Raw genomic sequence first — 17,798 nt, 5'->3', positions numbered from 1 at the left:
AAAAAGTTCTGGGTTTTGTAAATTGAGCCGCTCAATGATTGCCAAATCGGGCAATGGGAGCGGATAGATTCCATCGCAAGGCCGCTAAGCGAATTGACAAGGTCACCACTACAGCGATGGCAATCACCAGATCCCCCGGCAACTTGCCACTGGCATCCAAGGCAACTAATACAGCGGCGCCGGTAAGAGCTGCTGTGGCATAGATCTCCCGGCGCAAGAGCAATGGGATATCGCCGGAAAGTACATCGCGAATTACTCCTCCGAAGGTGGCGGTCATCATGCCCATTACGATCGCAATAGTGGCGGAATAGCCAAGTTCTAAACCTTTCTGCGTGCCGATTACTACAAACACCGAGAGGCCGATAGCGTCTGCCACCATCAGCAGGCGCATGGGTACCTGTAGATAGCGTATCAGGTAAAAACTAATTACACCGGTCGCGACAGCAATCCACAAATAGTAGGTGTCCTGCAGCCAAAATACGGGGATATTGAGGATGATGTCCCGGATGGTGCCCCCTCCCGTAGAGGTAACACAGGCGAGTACTACTGCGCCAAATAAATCCATCTGCTTGTGACCTGCAGCGAGTACGCCACTAAAGGCAAAGACTGCGATACCGATCATATCGAACCAATGCAGCAGCTCATCCATATCATCATTACATCCTGGAATTGGCGGGCAGGGGAGAATAGCACTTCTATTTAAGCAAAGGGAATCGTCTACTTTGCCGCTGGAGAGAAGTGTGAGGTCGAGCAGAGTGGGGCATTAGAGCAATTCCGTTAGTGGTTGCTATGTTTGGCAAAGCGGTGAGTTGATTTCTTCCGTTCCAAAAATTTTTACCCCCCTATAAACGCTAAAAAAGAGAGCCTGCTGAAGTGGCAGCGAAACGGCAGAAGCACAGGATGGATAACTCTTAAATGGATAACTCTTAACATGCCAATTCATAGCATTTTAAAAGCGCTGGCTTGTGTATTCATCATTGGTATGGCCTATCCGATTGTTAAGTTGGCACTCAGTGATGTTCCCCCTTTGATGCTCACGGCGATGAGATATGCCTTGGCGTCTATTCCATTTGTTTGGTTTTTCCCTTTTCCGAAAACCTCAGTATGGAATGTTGTCCTGATCGGCGTATTTTTACAGCTTCTCACTACGGGACTGGTTTATTTGGCGATGCGCAATGATGCGCAGGCAGGAATTGCCTCGCTGCTGGTGCAGTCACAAGTGATTTTCACCTTAATTTTCAGTATCTGCTTTTTTGCGGAAAAAATAAGTTGGCAGCAGCTTGTGGGCCTGTTGATAGCAGCTGCTGGCTTTACATTGTTTTTCATTGATGCCGATAAGGGAGGGGCCACAACACAGAAAGGGTTTTTGCTCTTGATGGGCTCGGGTATGGCTTGGGCCATTGCTAATCTGGCTTTGAAAAGAATGCGGGGAGTAAATTTATTCCATCTGATGGTCTGGGCATCGCTGGTGCCGCCAATTCCTCTATTCGTATTGTCCTATTTCTTGGAAACTCGAAAGCCCGTTCAGCATTTACTGGAGGCCTCGCCAATAGCCTGGGGTGCGATCCTCTATCAAAGCCTATTCCTTACGTTACTCGCTTATGTTTGGTGGGGGGATTTGATTAGGCGTTATTCAGCTGCTTTTGTTGCCCCCTTTGGACTGCTGGTCCCGGTATTTGGCTTGATGGGGTCTTGGGTGATTTTAGGCGAATCGATGGATGCCATGGAGTGGGGTGCATCTCTATTGGTTTTTATCGGAATTGCTTTTTGTGTGATTAATGTGCAGGCGATAGAGGCACAGGCCAGGCAATAGCAGTGCGCTAAAAGGGAGAGAAGTTACTGCGAGCGCGCCACCCGCGTATGCCGCGGGTGGCGCCCGGTGAGGCGTTAGACGAACGCTTGTAGGCCGGTTTGGGCACGGCCCAGAATCAGGGCGTGAACATCGTGGGTGCCCTCGTAGGTATTTACCGCTTCCAGGTTCATCACATGGCGAATCACGTGGAACTCGTCGGAGATACCATTGCCGCCGTGCATATCGCGGGAAACGCGGGCGATATCCAGGGCCTTGCCGCAGTTATTGCGTTTCACTAGGGAGATCATGGTGGGGTCGAACTGCTTGTTCTCATCCATGATGCGGCCAACGCGCAGGGAAGCCTGCAGACCCAGGGTGATTTCGGTTTGCATGTCGGCCAGCTTCTTCTGGAACAGCTGGGTTTGAGCCAGTGGGCGGTTGAACTGCTTGCGGTCCAGGCCGTACTGGCGCGCTGCGTGCCAGCAGAACTCACCGGCACCCATGGCGCCCCAGGAAATACCGTAGCGGGCGCGATTCAGACAGCCGAAGGGGCCGCGCAGTCCGCCAATTTCGGGGAACTTGTTTTCTTCGGGTACGAAGACATTGTCCATCACGATCTCGCCGGTGATGGAGGCGCGCAGGGAGAACTTGCCCTCAATCTTCGGCGCGCTCAGGCCTTCCATACCCTTCTCTAGTACGAAACCGCGAATGATGTCTTCGTCATCTTTGGCCCAAACCACGAATACATCGGCAATGGGGCTGTTGGTGATCCACATCTTGGCGCCGCTGATACGGTAGCCGCCGTCTACTTTTTTGGCGCGGGTTTTCATACCGCCGGGATCGGAACCTGCATCCGGCTCGGTCAGACCAAAACAGCCAACCCACTCACCGCTGGCCAGTTTGGGCAGGTACTTCTGCTTCTGCTCTTCGCTGCCGTAGGCGTAGATCGGGTGCATTACCAGGCTGGATTGCACGCTCATTGCTGAGCGGTAGCCAGAGTCCACCCGCTCGACTTCGCGGGCTACCAGGCCGTAGGAAACGTAGTTGAGACCGGCACAGCCGTAGCCTTCGATGGTGGAGCCCAGCAGGCCCAGCTCGCCCATTTCGCTCATGATTTCACGGTCGAAAATCTCGTGGCGGTTGGCCTCCAAGACCCTCGGCATCAGCTTGTTCTGACAGTATTCGCGTGCGGCATCGCGCACCATGCGTTCTTCGTCGGTCAACTGCTGGTCCAGCAGCAGGATGTCGTCCCAGTGGGCGAGTGGCTGATGTTTACTCATGGCTAGTCTCTTCTACTTCTTCCGTTATTAATCGGCACCGGGGTTTGTCGCCAATCCGGCAAAAAGTTGCCGAATCTTGAAAGGGACATTGGCAAGCATCCCGCGGCAAAACCCAGTGACCATTCAGTTTATTGTGGCGCATCATACCTAAGTAGCTGCGATGGGGCACTCCTAACGGCAGCAAAATTTAGACTGGTTTGAGCATGGCTGTGTAAACAAGGGTAAAACGCCTTGCGAGCAATTTTTGTCGGAAGATAATGGGCGCAATAATTCTCTGTTTTTCCTGTTTTTAAATACTTTTCCGGTGATTTTTCTTGGGCTTTTACCGTGTTTTGGCAATTTGTGTTCCACTGCTGGCCAGCTGTTCCTCTCAGCCCCTTGAGACTGTCGAGCCGCAGGATATTTTGTCTCTGCCGCAGACATTCAGCGCCTCGGGTACTGAGGCAGCCGATGTCCGGTGGTGGCGAGGGTTTGAAGATCCACAGCTCGACCAGCTGATAGAACTGTCTCTGCGGGATAATCCCAGCTTGCAGGCCAGCTATTGGCGCCTGCGCCAAGCTGCGGCGGCGGCCCGTGGAGCCCGTTCAGGGCTGTTCCCCCGAGTGACTGCCCAAATAGAAAATACCGAGCAGCGCTACTCCTCTGGGGAATTTACCGACCCTTCCAACGAGGGTAACAGCTGGAGTACCCGTATCGCTGCCAGTTATGAGCTGGATCTCTGGGGACGCGTGCGCGCTGGAGCCAGCGCGGCTGAGGCAGGGCTTCAGGCCCAGCAGCAAAATCTACAGACCGCCGCTCTGAGCCTCGCGGCGGAAGTCTCCTCAACCTGGTTGCAGCTGTGCGAACAGTGGGGTCAGCACAACTTGCTGCTGCAGCAGCTGGAAATTAATCGGAAGTCTCTCAGGGTGCTGGAGTCGCGTTTTGCACGCGGGGTCAGCGACGCCGCCGATGTGCTGCAGCAGCGCCAGTTGGTGCAGCGCTCTGAGCAGGAGCTGGAACAGACAGGCGCCGATATTGAAGTGCTCAAGGTGCAACTGGCCACTTTACTGGGCGTCAATCTGGATCAGTTGACTGGATATATCCACAAAGAGGCGAGCCTACCGTTTTTGCCGGCCCTGCCTGATACAGGCGTCCCATCGCAACTGTTGCTACGGCGCCCAGATGTACGGGAAGCCCAGCGCAAGCTGGTACAGGATTACCACCTGGCGGATCAGGCTTGGGCGGATAGGCTGCCCGTACTGAGTCTATCCGCTGTGGCCAGTAACGGTACCAGCCTCATCAGTGATATTACCGAGAACTGGCTATTGGCTATCGCCGCCTCCCTGGAAGGGGTGATCTTCGATGGCGGTGCGCTCAGTTCCGCACGGCAGCAACAGGATGCGGCTTTGCAGGAACGTTGGGCGCTATATCGAGAAACCGTGAACCAGGCACTGTCAGAAGTCGAGCAGGCCCTGATTCGCGAAGGTGCCTTGAATCGGGAACTCGAACACCTGCGAGAACGAAAGCGTTTATCCGACCTGATCGTGCAGCGGCGCAACCGTGCCTATACACGCGGTGCTGTCGATTTTCTCAATCTGCTGACGGCTACCACCGAACAGCAGAGCCTGGTTCGTGAAGTGTTGTCTGCCGAACGCCAGCTGCTGCAAAACCGAGTCACCTTATATCGCGCACTGTCCGGGGGACTGCCGCAGCAAGACCTGCCCGAACCGGAGCCCGCAGACCTGGAGTTGTACTTGGAGGGAAATAGTTGATGTTAAAGAAGTTCAATCCGCGCTCGCTCATACCCGTGGCTTTACTGGTGTTGGCAGCTGTGATTGCCGCCTGGATGCTGCGGGAGAAACCCACAGTCTCTCGCGGTGAGCGCAAGATGCCACCGCCGGCTGTGGATGTGGCGGTGGCGGAGCAAGGGAGTTTCCCCATGACTTTAAGCGCCCTGGGAAAAGTGACTGCGCGCGAATTGGCGGAGTTGCAGCCTTTGGTAGACGGACAGGTGGAATGGCTCGACTACGATCTGGGGCCGGGCGCGGTTCTACCCAAAGGTAAAGTGCTGCTGCGTATTGATTCTGAACCCTACCAATTGGCCCTGAAATCCGCTCAGAGCACCCTCGCTGGCCGGCGTGCGGAGTTACAGCAGGAGTTGGGGCAGCAGCAGGTGGCACAGGAAGAGTACGAACTGCTTGGCACTGCTCTGGGAGAAGCCGACCGTGCACTGGTATTGCGTGAACCCCAGAAAGCTGCGGCCGAAGCAGCCGTGCAGTCGGCGGAGGTCGAGGTGGCTCTGGCGCAGCGTAATCTGCGCCTGACCGAAGTGCGTGCCCCTTTTGACGCATTAGTGGTGGCGCGTAATGTGGATGTGGGGGATCGAGTATCCCCCGGGATTAATCTCTACAGTTTGGCCAGCGCTAGCCGCTTCCAGATTGCTGTTGAGGTACCTGCTAGCCAATTACACCGTCTGGATAGTGGCGATGTGGAAGTCCGCATTTATGGCAGTCAGTGGCCCGCCGGTAGTTTCCGCCAGGGAGAGTTTGTTCGGGTGATACCGGTGCTTGAGGAGCAGGGGCGGCTGGCACGCGTACTGGTGGAATTGAAAGATCCTCTCTCTGTATTGGACCCCTCTCAGCCGCAGCTTTTGCTGAATGATTTGGCCAGGGTGGAAATTGTCTCACGGGCTGAGGAAGCGCTGGTGCGAATCCCCCTTACGGCCCTGCAAGATGACAACCTGGTTTGGGTGGTACGCGACAATCGTACCAGTATTCAGCCGGTTGAGGTTGCCTATACCAGCGGCGATTTTGCAGTGCTCGATAAGGGGCTAAACGGTGGCGAAACCCTGGTTACGACTCGTCTGATCACCGTTACCGAAGGTATGCCGGTACAGATTGCGGCAGGCCCCCGTTCGGTAAAGGAACTGCCCGCCGATGCTGCTGCTTCAGCCAGTGAGGCCCCGGGTGCCGGAGCGCGACGCCGTGAAACTGGGGGTGACAATGACTGAAGGCAAAAAAAGTGATGCGACTATTGATACCCGCCAGGGCGCTATCGCCTGGATGGCGCGCAACCATGTAACCGCCAACCTATTAATGCTGGTCCTGATTGTGGGCGGGCTGGTTTTCTCCCTGGTGGTGAAGAAAGAGGTTTTTCCTGAGTTCAGTCTGGATAGGGTGACGGTTTCCATTTCTTATCCCGGCGCCAGCCCGGAAGAGGTGGAGCGTGGTGTATTGGTGGCCGCTGAACAGGCGGTACAGGGTATTGTCGGCATTAAAGAGATGCGTGGTGCGGCCAACGAGGGCAGCGCCTCACTGATTCTGGAGCTAGAGGGCGATGCGGATGCCAATCTGGTTTTTCAGAATATTCAGCAGGCCATTGATTCGGTGACCACCTTCCCCAGTGACATTGAGCGCCCACAGGTGAGTCTGGCCGAGCGCAAGCGCGACGTATTGGACCTGGTCCTGCATGGCAATCTGGATGATCGCAGTTTGCGCGCCCTGGCCATGCAGGTGTACGACAAACTGGAGGCGCACAGCGGTATCACCCAGTTGGAGGCCCAGGGCGTTCGAGATCTGGAAGTGGCCGTTGAGATACGCCGCGACGATTTGCGGCGCTATGGCCTGACTCTGACAGAAGTTGCCCAGGTGGTAAAAAACGCGGCGGTGGATATTCCCTCCGGCAGTGTTAAATCCAATGCCGGCGAAATCCTGGTTCGGGTTACCGAGCGGCGTGATTGGGCGCGCGAGTTCGGCAATGTGGTGGTGACCCGTGGCAGTGGCGGCGGCCCGGTGTATCTGCGTGATATCGCCAATATCAGCGATGCCCTTGAGGACGAGGCGCGCAATATGGTGTTTAACGGGGAGCCCGCCGTCAGTATCAAAATCTACCGCGTAGGTGAGCAGACACCGATGAGTGTCAGCGAGGCGGCGCGGGAAGTGATCGAAGAGGTCAGAGCCAGCCTGCCGCCAGGAGTGACGCTGACCATTCGCGATGACGACTCGGAGATCTTTAAAGAGCGCCTCTCTCTGCTATTGAAGAACGGATTTATCGGCCTGCTGCTGGTATTTGTGGTGCTAGGTGCCTTCCTGGAGTTGCGTCTGGCATTTTGGGTGACCCTTGGTATTCCCACCAGTTTCCTCGGTTCACTGCTGTTTCTGCCTGGGCTGGATATCTCAATCAGCATGGTGAGTATGTTCGCCTTTATTATCGCCCTGGGTATTGTGGTGGATGATGCCATTATCGCGGGGGAAAATATTCACGAATGGCGGCAGAAAGGTTATAGCAATTTAGAGGCGGCTATTGCCGGTGCTCGCCAGGTAGCGGTACCACTGACCTTTGCCATCCTCACCAATATCGTCGCCTTCATTCCTTTAATGGAACTGCCCGGGTTTATGGGCAAGATTTTTGGCGTAATTCCTTTCGTGGTGGGTTCGGTATTTATCATCTCCTGGGTGGAGGCGCTGTTTATTTTGCCGGCGCACCTGGCCCATTCACGTCGGGGTTATAAGAGTCGGCGGGCCCGCCGTTTCGCCGCTCGACAAAAATTGTTGGCTCGTGGTCTGGACCGTTTTGTACAGAGGCGTTTCCGGCCCTTCTTAAATCTTTGTGTAGCGCACCGCTACAGCACCATTGCCATCGCTATTGCCATCTTGTTGGTGATGGCGGGCTATGCGGCCAGTGGGCGTATGGGCTTCACCTTAATGCCGCGAGTGGAGCGGGATTCCGGACGCTTCGCGGTAACTTTCCCTACCGGTACCCCTCAACAGCAGTTGGAGAAAGCCAGGGCGCAGATTATTGATGCGGCCGATAGAGTGCTCGAACAATATGATCGGGATCAGGTTTTCCTCGGTAGTCGTGGCCTGATCGGGGATGATGCGATTCAGGTGGATGCCTATTTTGTTGCGGCGGATCAGCGCAGTTTTTCTACCGGGGAGTTTGTACGTCAGTGGCGAAGGGAGGTAGGGCCGATAGCCGGTTCTCTCAGCGCAATTACTGCATCCGATCGCGGTGGGCCTGGTGCCGGTTCCTCTCTCACTGTAGAGCTTCGCCACACGGATACGGACATACTGGAACAGGCCGCATTACGCTTGGCTGGTGAGCTGGAGAAATTCCCCAGTGTCAGCGACATCGATGCGGGTATTTCTCTCGGTAAAACCCAGCTCGACTTGACCCTGACGGAAACGGCCAAAAGCTTGGGCGTTTCTGCGGAGGAAATTGGCCGCCAGCTGCGTGCCTCCCTCTATGGGGCTGAAGCCTTGCGCCAACAGCGCGGGCGCGACCAGGTGAAGGTGATGGTGCGCCTGCCGGAAACTGAGCGGGTTACGATGGACGATATACACAATATGATGATCCGCGCCGGCAATGGCCAGTGGTTGCCACTTCTCGACCTGGTCGAAATTGAGCAGGGGCGGGCCTACGCCAAGATCAACCGTCGCGAAGGGCGTAGGGTGACTACGGTTACTGCCAATGTGGAGCCCAGCGATCAGGCGGCACTGGTGATTAACGAGCTGAATATCAGTGTGATGCCGCAACTGAAAGCGGAATTTCCCGGCCTTGGTATCTCCTATGAGGGACGTCAGGCGGATGAGCGTGAGGGACTCGCCTCATTGGGGATGACATTTATGCTGGCGATGGCGGTGCTCTACCTGTTGCTGGCGATTCCTCTGAAGAGTTATATACAGCCGTTAATTGTGATGATTGCCATTCCCTTCGGTGTGATCGGCGCACTGCTCGGCCATTTGGGGATGGGCTATGGCCTCAGTATGGTGAGCCTGCTGGGTATGGTGGCGCTCGCCGGGGTGGTTATTAACGATACCCTGGTGATGATCGAATACAGCAACCGCTTGCGCAATGAGGGTGCTGATCTGGAAACTGCAATTAAGCGCGCAGCGGCGCGCCGTTTTCGCCCAATTGTGCTGACTACGGTCACCACTTTCTGCGGCCTGATGCCGATGATTTTTGAAACTTCGGTGCAGGCGCGCTTTATGATTCCGATGGCGATTTCCCTCGGCTACGGAATTCTCGCAGCTACAGCTATTTCTCTTTTGTTGGTTCCCTGCCTTTACCTGATGTTCGGAAAGGATATTCCCTTACTGCTGGAGAAGGCGAAAGTAGCGATTAAATCCCTAGTCAGGCCTGCGCAGGTTTAATCCCTGCGCAGTTCGTCTTTGGTGGCGATAGGGTTGGGAAAATTCATCACCACGATATAAGAGGACACCAGGAAGGTCAGGATGGCGGTGGCCTGTATCAGGTGCGAGGCTTCGCTGCCGATTAAGTTCTGGCTAAAGGCGAGTAGGGCGATCAGTAGGGAGAATTCACTGATTTGCCCCAGGCGGAAGCCGATGTCCCAGGCCAATATTTTAAGTTCGCTGTGGCCGCCAAGTAGATAGCGGAATACCACTGGCTTGGCTAGCAGCACCACCACGGCAGTTACCAGTGCAGGAACCAGAATTTCCGGTAGCATTGACAGTTTGAACTGGGCGCCAAGGCTGAAGAAAAACAGGATCAAAAAGAAATCCCGTAGTGGTTTCAAATTGAGGGCTATGTACTGGGAAATCCGGCTGGCGGCGAGGGTGATGCCGGCGATAAATGCGCCGATCTCCCGTGACAGCCCCAGCGTTTCTGCCAGTTCCGCCATGCCCATGCACCAGCCCAGCGCCATCAAAAATACATACTCGTGAAAGCGGTCGAAACGGCTAAACAGTGGCAGCAACAGGTATTTCACCACTACCCAGGCAAACGCTACTAATAAGGGCAGGGCTCCGAAAGATAGGGCTACTTGTCCCAGGTGCATATCCCCACTGCTGTCACTGAGCAGAATCATCAAGCAGACGATGGCGACAAAATCCTGAAACAGTAACAGGCCCACCATCAACTCCCCCAGCTTCTTGTGGTGTAGTACCGTGGTAGGCAATAACTTGATACCGATAATGGTGCTGGAAAACATCAAGGCCATACCGATCACCCAGCTCTCCATGGTGGTAAAGCCAAACAGCTGACCGATAGAAAAACCAATACCCAGGAAGATGGCGCAACTGATAATGCCAACAAAAGTGGCTTTGCGCAGCACCGAGACCAATGCCTGGGGCTGCATATCCAGCCCCAGCAGGAACAGCAGGAAAATGATGCCCACGTTGGACATATCTGAGAGCAGGCGCAGATTATCGATGACCGCAAGCCCAGATGGTCCCAGCAGTACACCCAGGGCGATATAGGCGACTAATAAGGGTTGGCGGCCGAAGAGTGCCAGGGTGGCGACTATCGCGGCGCCACTAAAAATGAGAAAAAAGGATTGGAAGAGGGAGCTGTCCGCCACAAGTCATCCTTGAAAGTGAGCGAGGTCTCATCATTATCCACAGATGGGCGAACAGCTAAACCCTTATCACTCCTGGTTTTCTGAGGGAATGGGCAGCTCAGTAGTGCTTTTGATCTGCTCCAGGGCGAAATTCGAAATGATATCGCTGATGCCTACGTGCCTGATCAACTCCTTGTAAAAGCGGTCATAGGCAGAAATATCGCTCACTACCACCCGCAGCAGGTAGTCGTAGTCCCCGGCCATTCGGTAACAATCCACCACCTCCGGTAGTTGTCCTACATGCTTTGAGAAGGCTTCTGCCCACTCCGGGGTATGCTGGTCGGTTTTAACCTGGGCGAACACCGAAACTGGCAGGCCCAGAATTTCCGCATTGAGCAGGGCGACCTTGCGGCGGATGATGCCGCTTTTTTCCAGCTTCTGCACCCGGCGCCAGCAAGGGGTCTTTGTGAGTCCCACACGCTCCGCCAGCTCCTCAATAGAAAGGCTGACGTCCGATTGCAGAATAGCGAGCAGATGTCTATCAATCGCGTCAAGTGAGGACATAGTGCTACAGCGCTCCCTTGGCCTAGGGTCTTGTGTCCCTGTATCGAAGTAGAAGCCCTCACTGGCATTGCCCTGGCGGTGGTTTGATGTTCTGGGTGGTTAGAAGGCTGGCAGGTAGTTTGCCTCTTCCTTTTCCACCTGACGTAACGATAGGCTCATGGGAATTGCGCCGGTAGTGGAATTTTCCCCAAGTGCAACTTCAATGAGAGCACTTTGTGCAAATAGGAAGTGGATGCGGGTATTGAAAGGATATGGGAGAGAGAGTGCCGGGCGCTGTGGTAGCGCCCGGCAGATAACTTTTAGGCGGCATTCTTCGGCGGGAAGCGGGGCTCGAACAAACCAAGTTCAATGGCTTCGCGCACCATGGCCATCAGGTCAATTTCGGTAAGCTCCTGCAGCTGCTGCAAATTGTTCAGTACATAATAAACCGGCTGCACAATATCGATACGATAAGGCGTGCGCAGTGCGTCGATGGCGCTGAAGTCGAAGCGCTCTGGTTCATTACTCAGTGCATAGAGGGTTTCCTTGGGAGAGGAAAGAATACCGCCTCCGTAAATACGCAGGCCGTCTTCGGTGCTGAGCAGACCGAACTCCACGGTGAACCAGTAGAGTCTCGCCAGATAAGCACGCTCTTTAGGGGAGGCTTTTAGACCTAACTGGCCATATTTCTCGGTAAAGTTGGCGAAGGCCGGGTTGGTCAGCATGGCGCAGTGGCCAAAAATTTCGTGGAAGATATCCGGTTCCTGTAGGTAGTCGAATTCCTCAGGGGTGCGAATAAAAGTGGCAACAGGGAATTTGCGATCGGCGAGCAGGCCAAAAAAGGTTTCAAAGCCGATCAGAGCGGGTACACGTGCCACTTCCCAGCCAGTCTCCCGGCGCAGTACAGAGGAGATTTCCTCAAGCTGGGGGATGCGATCGCGGGGCAGGTCGAGCAGCTCAAGGCCGTGCATATACTCATCACAAGCGCGACCGGGCAATACCTCCAGCTGGCGCTCTATCAGGCGCTGCCAGGTTTGATGTTCCAGCTCGGTGTACTCAATAAAGCCCTCGGCGTTGGGCTCTCGGGCCACGTACTGGGTGCTCTTCTTGGCTGCTTCTTTTTTCATGATTTTGTCTCCTGCGGCCTGCCAGTCTCTCCAAGTGTTGAAGGCTAGTGGCCCTGCCGCTGAATCCTTGTTGTTATGTGTCACCTCTATTTTTAGTCAGAGGCCTGCCTTTAGGGGAGGCTTAGCGTGGAGGTATTGCGCCCTCCAATACAAACCTCTTACACTTTTTGTAAAGAAAACTTTACAGGTGGGCTGGTGAGAGTCGAAATAACCTGCGCTAATCGTGTCGGTATTTTGCATGAAATTATGCAAATATTTGGCGAATATCGGATTAATGTAACCTCTGGGGAGCTGGGGGGGGACAGTGGAGACAAGGTCTACCTGTTGGCGCCGGGTATGCTCACGACCCAGTACCAGGCTATTGAGAAGTCTCTCTACCGGGTTCCCGGTGTCCAAAGGGTCAGGCGCATCTCGTTGCTACCCTTGGAACGGCGATATTTTGAACTGGATACCCTCTTACAGCATGTGACCGATCCAGTGCTCAGCGTGGACCATGCCGGCCGGGTTATTGCCGCTAACGTTGCTGCTGCGCGCGCCTTCGGGGTCAGTCTCGATCGGGTACCGGGTTTACAGTTACAGCGTTTTCTACCGTTGATGCAAGTGGCCGAGTTGCTGAGAGATTTTGCGGTGCCCCGTTTTGGGCTCCCAGTTGTGGTGCGGGGTCAGAACTTCCGAGTGGACTGGTCACCGATAGCCTTAGATAACACTGGTGATGTGGACTCTTTGGCCGGTGCCGTGTTGCGTATGCAACCTGCGGAGAAAAGTGAGTTTGCTGCAGGACTTCCACGCCCTGTGGCGCTGTGGGATTTTGATTTACGCCGGGAGACTTGCCTGCAACTGCAGGACCTCTCTGAATTGAATTCTCCTTTGCTGGTTTGTGGCGAGGCGGGGACCGGTAAAACTACTTTTGCCTGTGCGGTGCATTATTTATCACCCGCTGCTGCCCGTGCAGATTGCCACCGTATTGTGCCCCAGAATGGGAAAATGGAAATCCCCAGGCATCTGCGCTCAACTGGAACCTTAATTTTGGAGGATCTTCATCAGCTGGATGGCGAGGCCCAGCTGACAATCGCCCGCCGTTTGCGCGGCCTGCCACCTTCAATACGCTTAGTGGCCACTTGTTCCGAGCCTCGGTCATTGGTGCCGGCTCTAGCTCAGCACTTTAGTGCGCTCTCCTTGGTCTTGCCTCCTTTGCGCAATATGCGACCGGCGCTACCACGATTTGCTGAAACGCTCTTGCGACAGGAGTTCCCCGATCAGGAGGCGCCTGTTTTGGCGTTGGAGGTGCTCGAACTGATTCGCCGTCATGACTGGCCGCAAAACTTCAATGGTTTACGTGACTACCTGGCAGCTGCCCTGGGCAGCTGTAAACGTCGTGGCGCCAGCACAATAGATATTGAGGACCTTCCGGACTTAACCGTGCCGGCGAGTTTACCCTGGCGGGAATGGGGCAGGGGGCTCAGCTACAAAGAGATGATGGAGCAGCTGGAGCGATCATTACTCAGTGAATTGTTGGTGGGGCGCTCCTCTACTAGAGAGCTAGCCAAGGAGTTGGGCATTTCCCATACCGCTGTGGCCAACAAGCTGCGTAAATACGGCCTGTCGGCCCACAAAAAATAGGCGAGTTCAGCGTTCAATACGCCCCAACAGCATATCCTTAAACATCACAAAGTCCCCCATAAAACTATAAAAGGGGTACTTAAAAGTGGCAGGACGATTGTGTTCAAAAAAGAAATGCCCAATCCAGGCAAAACCATAACCAGCCAGCGGTGTAGCGGCAAACCACAGCATATTGCCTGTGCTGATCGCTGCGATCACGGAGGCAAATACGAGGCTGGTACCAATAAAGTGCAATCGTCGGCAGGTTAGATTGCTGTGCTCTTGCAGGTAGAATGGGTAAAAGTCGCGGAAAGATTCGAATTTTTGGGCTTCTATAGCAGCCATGCTATGCCTCCTTATTTTTATTGCTCCCGCAGTGTAAGGCCAATTCAATAGTCTTCCAAGCTGGGCGCATATCGGGAATATCTGTTAGTCTGCCGCAAAAATTTTCGGGGATGCACCCCGTATTAGTGAAACGAGGAAGTTATGGCAGGACCGCTCGCGCATCTCAAAGTACTCGATCTCAGTCGTATTCTTGCAGGCCCCTGGGCCGGACAGGTTTTCGCCGATTTTGGCGCCGAAGTGATTAAGGTGGAGCGCCCTGAGCGCGGTGATGACACTCGTCACTGGGGCCCTCCCTACCTCAAAGACGCCGAGGGCAATGACACCGCCGATGCTGCGTATTACCTGAGCGCCAACCGCGGCAAGAAATCGGTCACTGTAGATATCACCACGGAAGCCGGCCAGGACTTGATTAAACAACTGGCTGCCCGCTGCGATATTCTTCTGGAGAACTACAAGGTAGGTGGCCTAAAAAAATACGGCCTGGATTATGACGCTATCAAGGCTATTAATCCTGGAGTGATTTATTGTTCCATTACCGGCTTCGGTCAAACCGGCCCCTATAAAAACCGCGCCGGCTACGATGCCATGATTCAGGGGATGGGCGGATTGATGAGTATCACTGGTGTGCCCGAAGGGCAGCCAGGTGCCGGGCCGCAAAAAGTGGGGGTGGCCGTTGCCGACCTGATGACGGGCATGTATGCGGTTTCCTCGGTGCTCGCCGCTGTAGTGCACCGCCAGCAGACGGGAGTGGGGCAGCATATCGATCTGGCCCTGCTGGATACCCAGGTGTCCTGGCTTGCTAATCAGGCCCAGAACTACCTCACCTCGGGTAAAAGTCCCGAGCGCCAGGGCACAGGCCACCCCAATATCGTGCCTTACCAGGCTGTGCCCTCGCAAGACGGCTATTTTATGTTGGCGGTTGGCAACGACGACCAGTTCAAGCGTTTTTGTAAGATCGCGGGTATAGAACAGCTTGCAGAAAATCCCGCTTATGTCAGTAATTCCTCACGGGTAATAGCCCGCGATGAGCTGATCCCTCAAATTGAGAATGCCACCCGCAAGCAGAACTCTGCCTGGTGGTTGGAAAAACTCAGCGAAGCCCATGTGCCTTGCGGACCGATCAATACTCTCGAAGAGGTCTTTGCCGATCCACAGGTGCAAGCGCGAGGTATGGTGGTGGAGCAGGATCACCCGCAAGCCGGCAAAGTAAAAACTGTTCGCAACCCGGTACTCTTTTCCGAATCTGCCCTCGATTACCAGCAGGCTCCACCGGTATTGGGTGAGCACACTGAAGAAGTACTGCGCGAGTTACTGGGAAAAGATGAGCAGCAAATTAACCAACTGCGCCGCAACGGCGTCGTGTAGTTAATACCCGGGCCCGGCAAACATTTTTTGCCGGGCTTAAATCACAATATCGAGTCAGATTTAACTGGGGAGGCAAGGAAGCCCTACTTTTAAGACATGCTGTGAATAGATCGCGATAGGCTCGTAAACGGGTTATCTTTTGCCTATATTTTATAAAGGAAATAGCACAGGGAAGCGTTATGCAATTGGACCATTTCAATATTACTGCACCTTGGAGTCAACTGCTGCAGGTGCGGGACTTCTATACAAATGTTCTTGGTCTTATAGAGGGAGAGCGACCAAACCTTAAAAACAACGGATTTTGGCTCTACGGTAATGGCAAACCGATTATCCATCTCATGGAGGGAGAAGTCTCTGAGCAACAAGCTAAAAAGCCCTATTTGGACCATATGGCTTTCCTTACCGAGGATCTTCAACCGATAAAACAACAGTTGGATTCGATGGGTGTTGCCAGCGAGCAAAGGGATGTACCTGGCCGTAATCTAAGGCAGTTGGTATTTTTTGATCCGGTGGGGATCAAGGTGGAAGTGAATGCGTTGGTTTAGATGGTTAAAGACCCCCCAAAAGGCTTTATGGTGCTGATCTGAGATGTTTAATCTGACTTTGGAAGAGCTTATCAGTAGTTATCATCAGTCGGCTGGGAGCAACAGGTTTGTCAACGTTGTTGTCGTTCAGCATGATCAATTGGTAATTTATAGAGATGTTGGTTTTAGACTTTTCCATTTCTGGATAAAGAGTATAGATATGGAAGTGACTTTGAAGGAGTATTGTAAAATAAATCCAGCAAAGCCACTCATTTCCACTTTTAGAGTATTAGGGTTTAACTAAAACTATTGGTGGTTGCGGTAAGCTTCCTCGAGCAGATGCTGGAGGGGGAATTCCGCAGTGGGGAATTCGTTGCCGCGCTCGTCTTTTGCGAGTACATGAATGAAGTGTTCTTCCCCTTCAGGACCAGAAGTTGTAGATATGTTGAGTTTGTATGGCGCAGCAAATTTAGCTTCATTGTTAGCCATAGGGATCGGGATATATAGCTTTGCTTCCCCGTTTCCAAACCATAGTGAATCAATAACGATGACACTCTCATGGTTGTTGTTTGGGTTCGCCGCTATCTTGTCGTTTAGTGATAATCTGAGCCTGTTCCCGTCGAGAGTAAGAATTTTAATATCAGTGACTTTTCCTGGGGTTACATCAACCAATCGACCTCCGACATGAAATAATGGTTGTCCTTGGTTTCCTGGTTGATTTGCACCGATAAAACTCTCTGCTTCAGATACAAAGCCGTCAATGTAAATATTCTGATCGCTAGAATTTTGAAAATCTACACCATGCACTTCAATGTTGAGTTGGCGGTATACCCAGGTGTTGCCAACTGTGGCCCGGTGTAATCCATCAGTGGAGTTGAAATTCCTTACGGATAATTTGGACGCATTGGGGAAGTTTACATCTAGCGAGGTTATCACAGCGGGAGATGAAGGATCTGTCTGATCAATGATCAGTGTTGCAGAGTTGGCTCCATTTAAGTCGAGGCCTGGATACTGTAATGAAGCATTAGATGAAGTAATATCTTGAATTTCGTATTTGAAGGTTTTTGCTTGTGCTTCAAAGGCAATGAAGGCTGCAGAAATAGCTGCTGTTACTAAGGCATATTTAGGAAACATATCAATCTACTGCTTAATAATTGTATTTTTTCACCAAGTGATGCTGAAGGTCTAAATAGTGAGGTTATTGGCCTGCCCACTTGATGTGTTAAATGTCACACTTTGAAATAGTGTCTCTTGAAAAAAAGAGCCTTAAATCTTGAAGTGTGAAATAAGTTGTAAGAATTTTCAGTTTTTTCAGGCGATTGATCGCTTGAGGTAAAATATCTGAATTAATTTATCCCTCCATGATTAAAATTATCCAATAATTTATGGAGAGCTTACAGTACGGTTTTAAATAAGTAAATAAAGCTGGTTTCAAGGTGTACACTGTATTTGGTACTGTAATTCCATATTTGTTAGTCTTTTGCTCTTTTAAGGTTCAATTATGATTAGATGAGCTTGAGTGAATATGCTTCGTTATTTTGGCAGAGTAGAAACGTGTATGAATATTCATGTGAGTGAGTTTGCTTTTACGGTGAGTGGGTTTAGGTAGGGCCTAGCAATGTGGCTACGATGAGCCCCGTCCGTGTTGGCTCGCTTTTGGGTTTACGCTGTTTCGATGGACCTTCCATTACTCAGAGAGGCTTTGAAGAAATGGCCGAGATGGATCCAGTTAGAATGTTAAAAGTTGGCGCACCTGGCTACCCAGAAGTTGATTTTTAAATCACTGGCGGCGTTATTACTTTGGCATGGTAAGTAGCTAAGATTTTTCTTTGCAACTGTTATATCACCAACAATCTTTTTCATGTTTGGTATAGATGCCTATAAAAAATCGTCAAAACCATATATGTAGGGTTAGTCCACGCTACTAGTATCTTGATACCCTCTATG

14 protein-coding genes are annotated in these 17,798 nt (G+C 52.8%); 7 read left to right on the top strand and 7 right to left on the bottom strand.

Translation table 11 applies throughout. The annotated features are described in order from the left end of the window. Nucleotides 1-31 precede the first annotated feature (31 nt). Entirely contained in the window at nucleotides 32-649 is a 618-nt protein-coding gene (locus ACJJIV_RS01250) for a trimeric intracellular cation channel family protein (protein ID WP_252085742.1), read from the bottom strand. 282 nt (nucleotides 650-931) lie between these two features. Between ACJJIV_RS01250 and ACJJIV_RS01245 the strand changes: the two genes are divergently transcribed. Beyond that, on the top strand, nucleotides 932-1,813 hold the full coding sequence (locus tag ACJJIV_RS01245; protein WP_444890442.1) for a DMT family transporter: 882 nt from the start codon (nucleotides 932-934) through the stop codon (nucleotides 1,811-1,813). Nucleotides 1,814-1,887: 74 nt separating this feature from the next. Here ACJJIV_RS01245 and ACJJIV_RS01240 read toward each other — a convergent pair whose 3' ends face one another. After that, nucleotides 1,888-3,072, bottom strand: coding sequence for an acyl-CoA dehydrogenase (locus tag ACJJIV_RS01240; RefSeq protein ID WP_252085744.1), 1,185 nt, complete (start codon nucleotides 3,070-3,072; stop codon nucleotides 1,888-1,890). Between the two features lie 314 nt (nucleotides 3,073-3,386). Here ACJJIV_RS01240 and ACJJIV_RS01235 point away from each other — a divergent pair, with 314 nt between their 5' ends. Genes ACJJIV_RS01235 through ACJJIV_RS01225 form a run of 3 tightly spaced genes read left to right on the top strand, consistent with a single transcriptional unit; the run spans nucleotide 3,387 to nucleotide 9,203 of the window. After that, nucleotides 3,387-4,823 (top strand): efflux transporter outer membrane subunit, encoded by a 1,437-nt coding sequence (locus ACJJIV_RS01235; RefSeq protein WP_444890441.1) that lies wholly within the window; start codon nucleotides 3,387-3,389, stop codon nucleotides 4,821-4,823. After that, nucleotides 4,823-6,061, top strand: a complete 1,239-nt coding sequence (locus ACJJIV_RS01230) for an efflux RND transporter periplasmic adaptor subunit (RefSeq protein WP_444890440.1) — start codon at nucleotides 4,823-4,825, stop codon at nucleotides 6,059-6,061. Before ACJJIV_RS01235 ends, ACJJIV_RS01230 begins: the two co-directional genes overlap by 1 nt. After that, a complete protein-coding gene (locus tag ACJJIV_RS01225) occupies nucleotides 6,054-9,203 on the top strand; it encodes an efflux RND transporter permease subunit (RefSeq protein ID WP_444890439.1) in 3,150 nt (1,049 codons plus the stop codon). The genes ACJJIV_RS01230 and ACJJIV_RS01225 overlap by 8 nt, the downstream gene beginning before the upstream one ends. Here the strand turns inward: ACJJIV_RS01225 and ACJJIV_RS01220 are convergent. The 3 genes from ACJJIV_RS01220 to phhA form a co-directional block, all read right to left on the bottom strand. Beyond that, entirely contained in the window at nucleotides 9,200-10,369 is a 1,170-nt protein-coding gene (locus ACJJIV_RS01220; RefSeq protein ID WP_252085748.1) for a cation:proton antiporter domain-containing protein, read from the bottom strand. The two genes, ACJJIV_RS01225 and ACJJIV_RS01220, sit on opposite strands and share 4 nt — an antisense overlap. 66 nt (nucleotides 10,370-10,435) lie before the next feature. Then, entirely contained in the window at nucleotides 10,436-10,912 is a 477-nt protein-coding gene (locus tag ACJJIV_RS01215; protein ID WP_252085749.1) for an Lrp/AsnC family transcriptional regulator, read from the bottom strand. 299 nt (nucleotides 10,913-11,211) lie between these two features. After that, nucleotides 11,212-12,018 (bottom strand): phenylalanine 4-monooxygenase, encoded by an 807-nt coding sequence (phhA, locus tag ACJJIV_RS01210; RefSeq protein ID WP_252085750.1) that lies wholly within the window; start codon nucleotides 12,016-12,018, stop codon nucleotides 11,212-11,214. 195 nt (nucleotides 12,019-12,213) lie between these two features. Here phhA and ACJJIV_RS01205 point away from each other — a divergent pair, with 195 nt between their 5' ends. Next, a complete protein-coding gene (locus ACJJIV_RS01205; RefSeq protein WP_444890438.1) occupies nucleotides 12,214-13,638 on the top strand; it encodes a TyrR/PhhR family helix-turn-helix DNA-binding protein in 1,425 nt (474 codons plus the stop codon). Between the two features lie 6 nt (nucleotides 13,639-13,644). Here ACJJIV_RS01205 and ACJJIV_RS01200 read toward each other — a convergent pair whose 3' ends face one another. Beyond that, entirely contained in the window at nucleotides 13,645-13,962 is a 318-nt protein-coding gene (locus ACJJIV_RS01200; RefSeq protein ID WP_444890437.1) for an Mpo1-like protein, read from the bottom strand. 141 nt (nucleotides 13,963-14,103) lie between these two features. Between ACJJIV_RS01200 and ACJJIV_RS01195 the strand changes: the two genes are divergently transcribed. Beyond that, nucleotides 14,104-15,327 (top strand): CaiB/BaiF CoA transferase family protein, encoded by a 1,224-nt coding sequence (locus tag ACJJIV_RS01195; RefSeq protein WP_444890436.1) that lies wholly within the window; start codon nucleotides 14,104-14,106, stop codon nucleotides 15,325-15,327. A gap of 179 nt (nucleotides 15,328-15,506) precedes the next feature. Then, entirely contained in the window at nucleotides 15,507-15,872 is a 366-nt protein-coding gene (locus tag ACJJIV_RS01190; protein ID WP_444890435.1) for a VOC family protein, read from the top strand. A 285-nt stretch (nucleotides 15,873-16,157) separates the two neighbouring features. On the opposite strand, the gene ACJJIV_RS01185 is transcribed toward ACJJIV_RS01190, so the two are convergent. Then, nucleotides 16,158-16,985 (bottom strand): hypothetical protein, encoded by an 828-nt coding sequence (locus ACJJIV_RS01185; protein ID WP_444890434.1) that lies wholly within the window; start codon nucleotides 16,983-16,985, stop codon nucleotides 16,158-16,160. Between the last annotated feature and the right edge of the window lie 813 nt (nucleotides 16,986-17,798).

Source organism: Microbulbifer mixtoriginis (SeqCode), assembly GCF_052466765.1.
This window is presented reverse-complemented; position numbering and strand designations above follow the sequence as displayed.

Coding starts and splice junctions, on each gene's coding strand:
- ACJJIV_RS01250 (WP_252085742.1), bottom strand. CDS start 649: ATGGATGAGCTGCTGCATTGGTTCGATATGATCGGTATCGCAGTCTTT.
- ACJJIV_RS01245 (WP_444890442.1), top strand. CDS start 932: ATGCCAATTCATAGCATTTTAAAAGCGCTGGCTTGTGTATTCATCATT.
- ACJJIV_RS01240 (WP_252085744.1), bottom strand. CDS start 3,072: ATGAGTAAACATCAGCCACTCGCCCACTGGGACGACATCCTGCTGCTG.
- ACJJIV_RS01230 (WP_444890440.1), top strand. CDS start 4,823: ATGTTAAAGAAGTTCAATCCGCGCTCGCTCATACCCGTGGCTTTACTG.
- ACJJIV_RS01225 (WP_444890439.1), top strand. CDS start 6,054: ATGACTGAAGGCAAAAAAAGTGATGCGACTATTGATACCCGCCAGGGC.
- ACJJIV_RS01215 (WP_252085749.1), bottom strand. CDS start 10,912: ATGTCCTCACTTGACGCGATTGATAGACATCTGCTCGCTATTCTGCAA.
- phhA (WP_252085750.1), bottom strand. CDS start 12,018: ATGAAAAAAGAAGCAGCCAAGAAGAGCACCCAGTACGTGGCCCGAGAG.
- ACJJIV_RS01200 (WP_444890437.1), bottom strand. CDS start 13,962: ATGGCTGCTATAGAAGCCCAAAAATTCGAATCTTTCCGCGACTTTTAC.
- ACJJIV_RS01195 (WP_444890436.1), top strand. CDS start 14,104: ATGGCAGGACCGCTCGCGCATCTCAAAGTACTCGATCTCAGTCGTATT.
- ACJJIV_RS01190 (WP_444890435.1), top strand. CDS start 15,507: ATGCAATTGGACCATTTCAATATTACTGCACCTTGGAGTCAACTGCTG.
- ACJJIV_RS01185 (WP_444890434.1), bottom strand. CDS start 16,985: ATGTTTCCTAAATATGCCTTAGTAACAGCAGCTATTTCTGCAGCCTTC.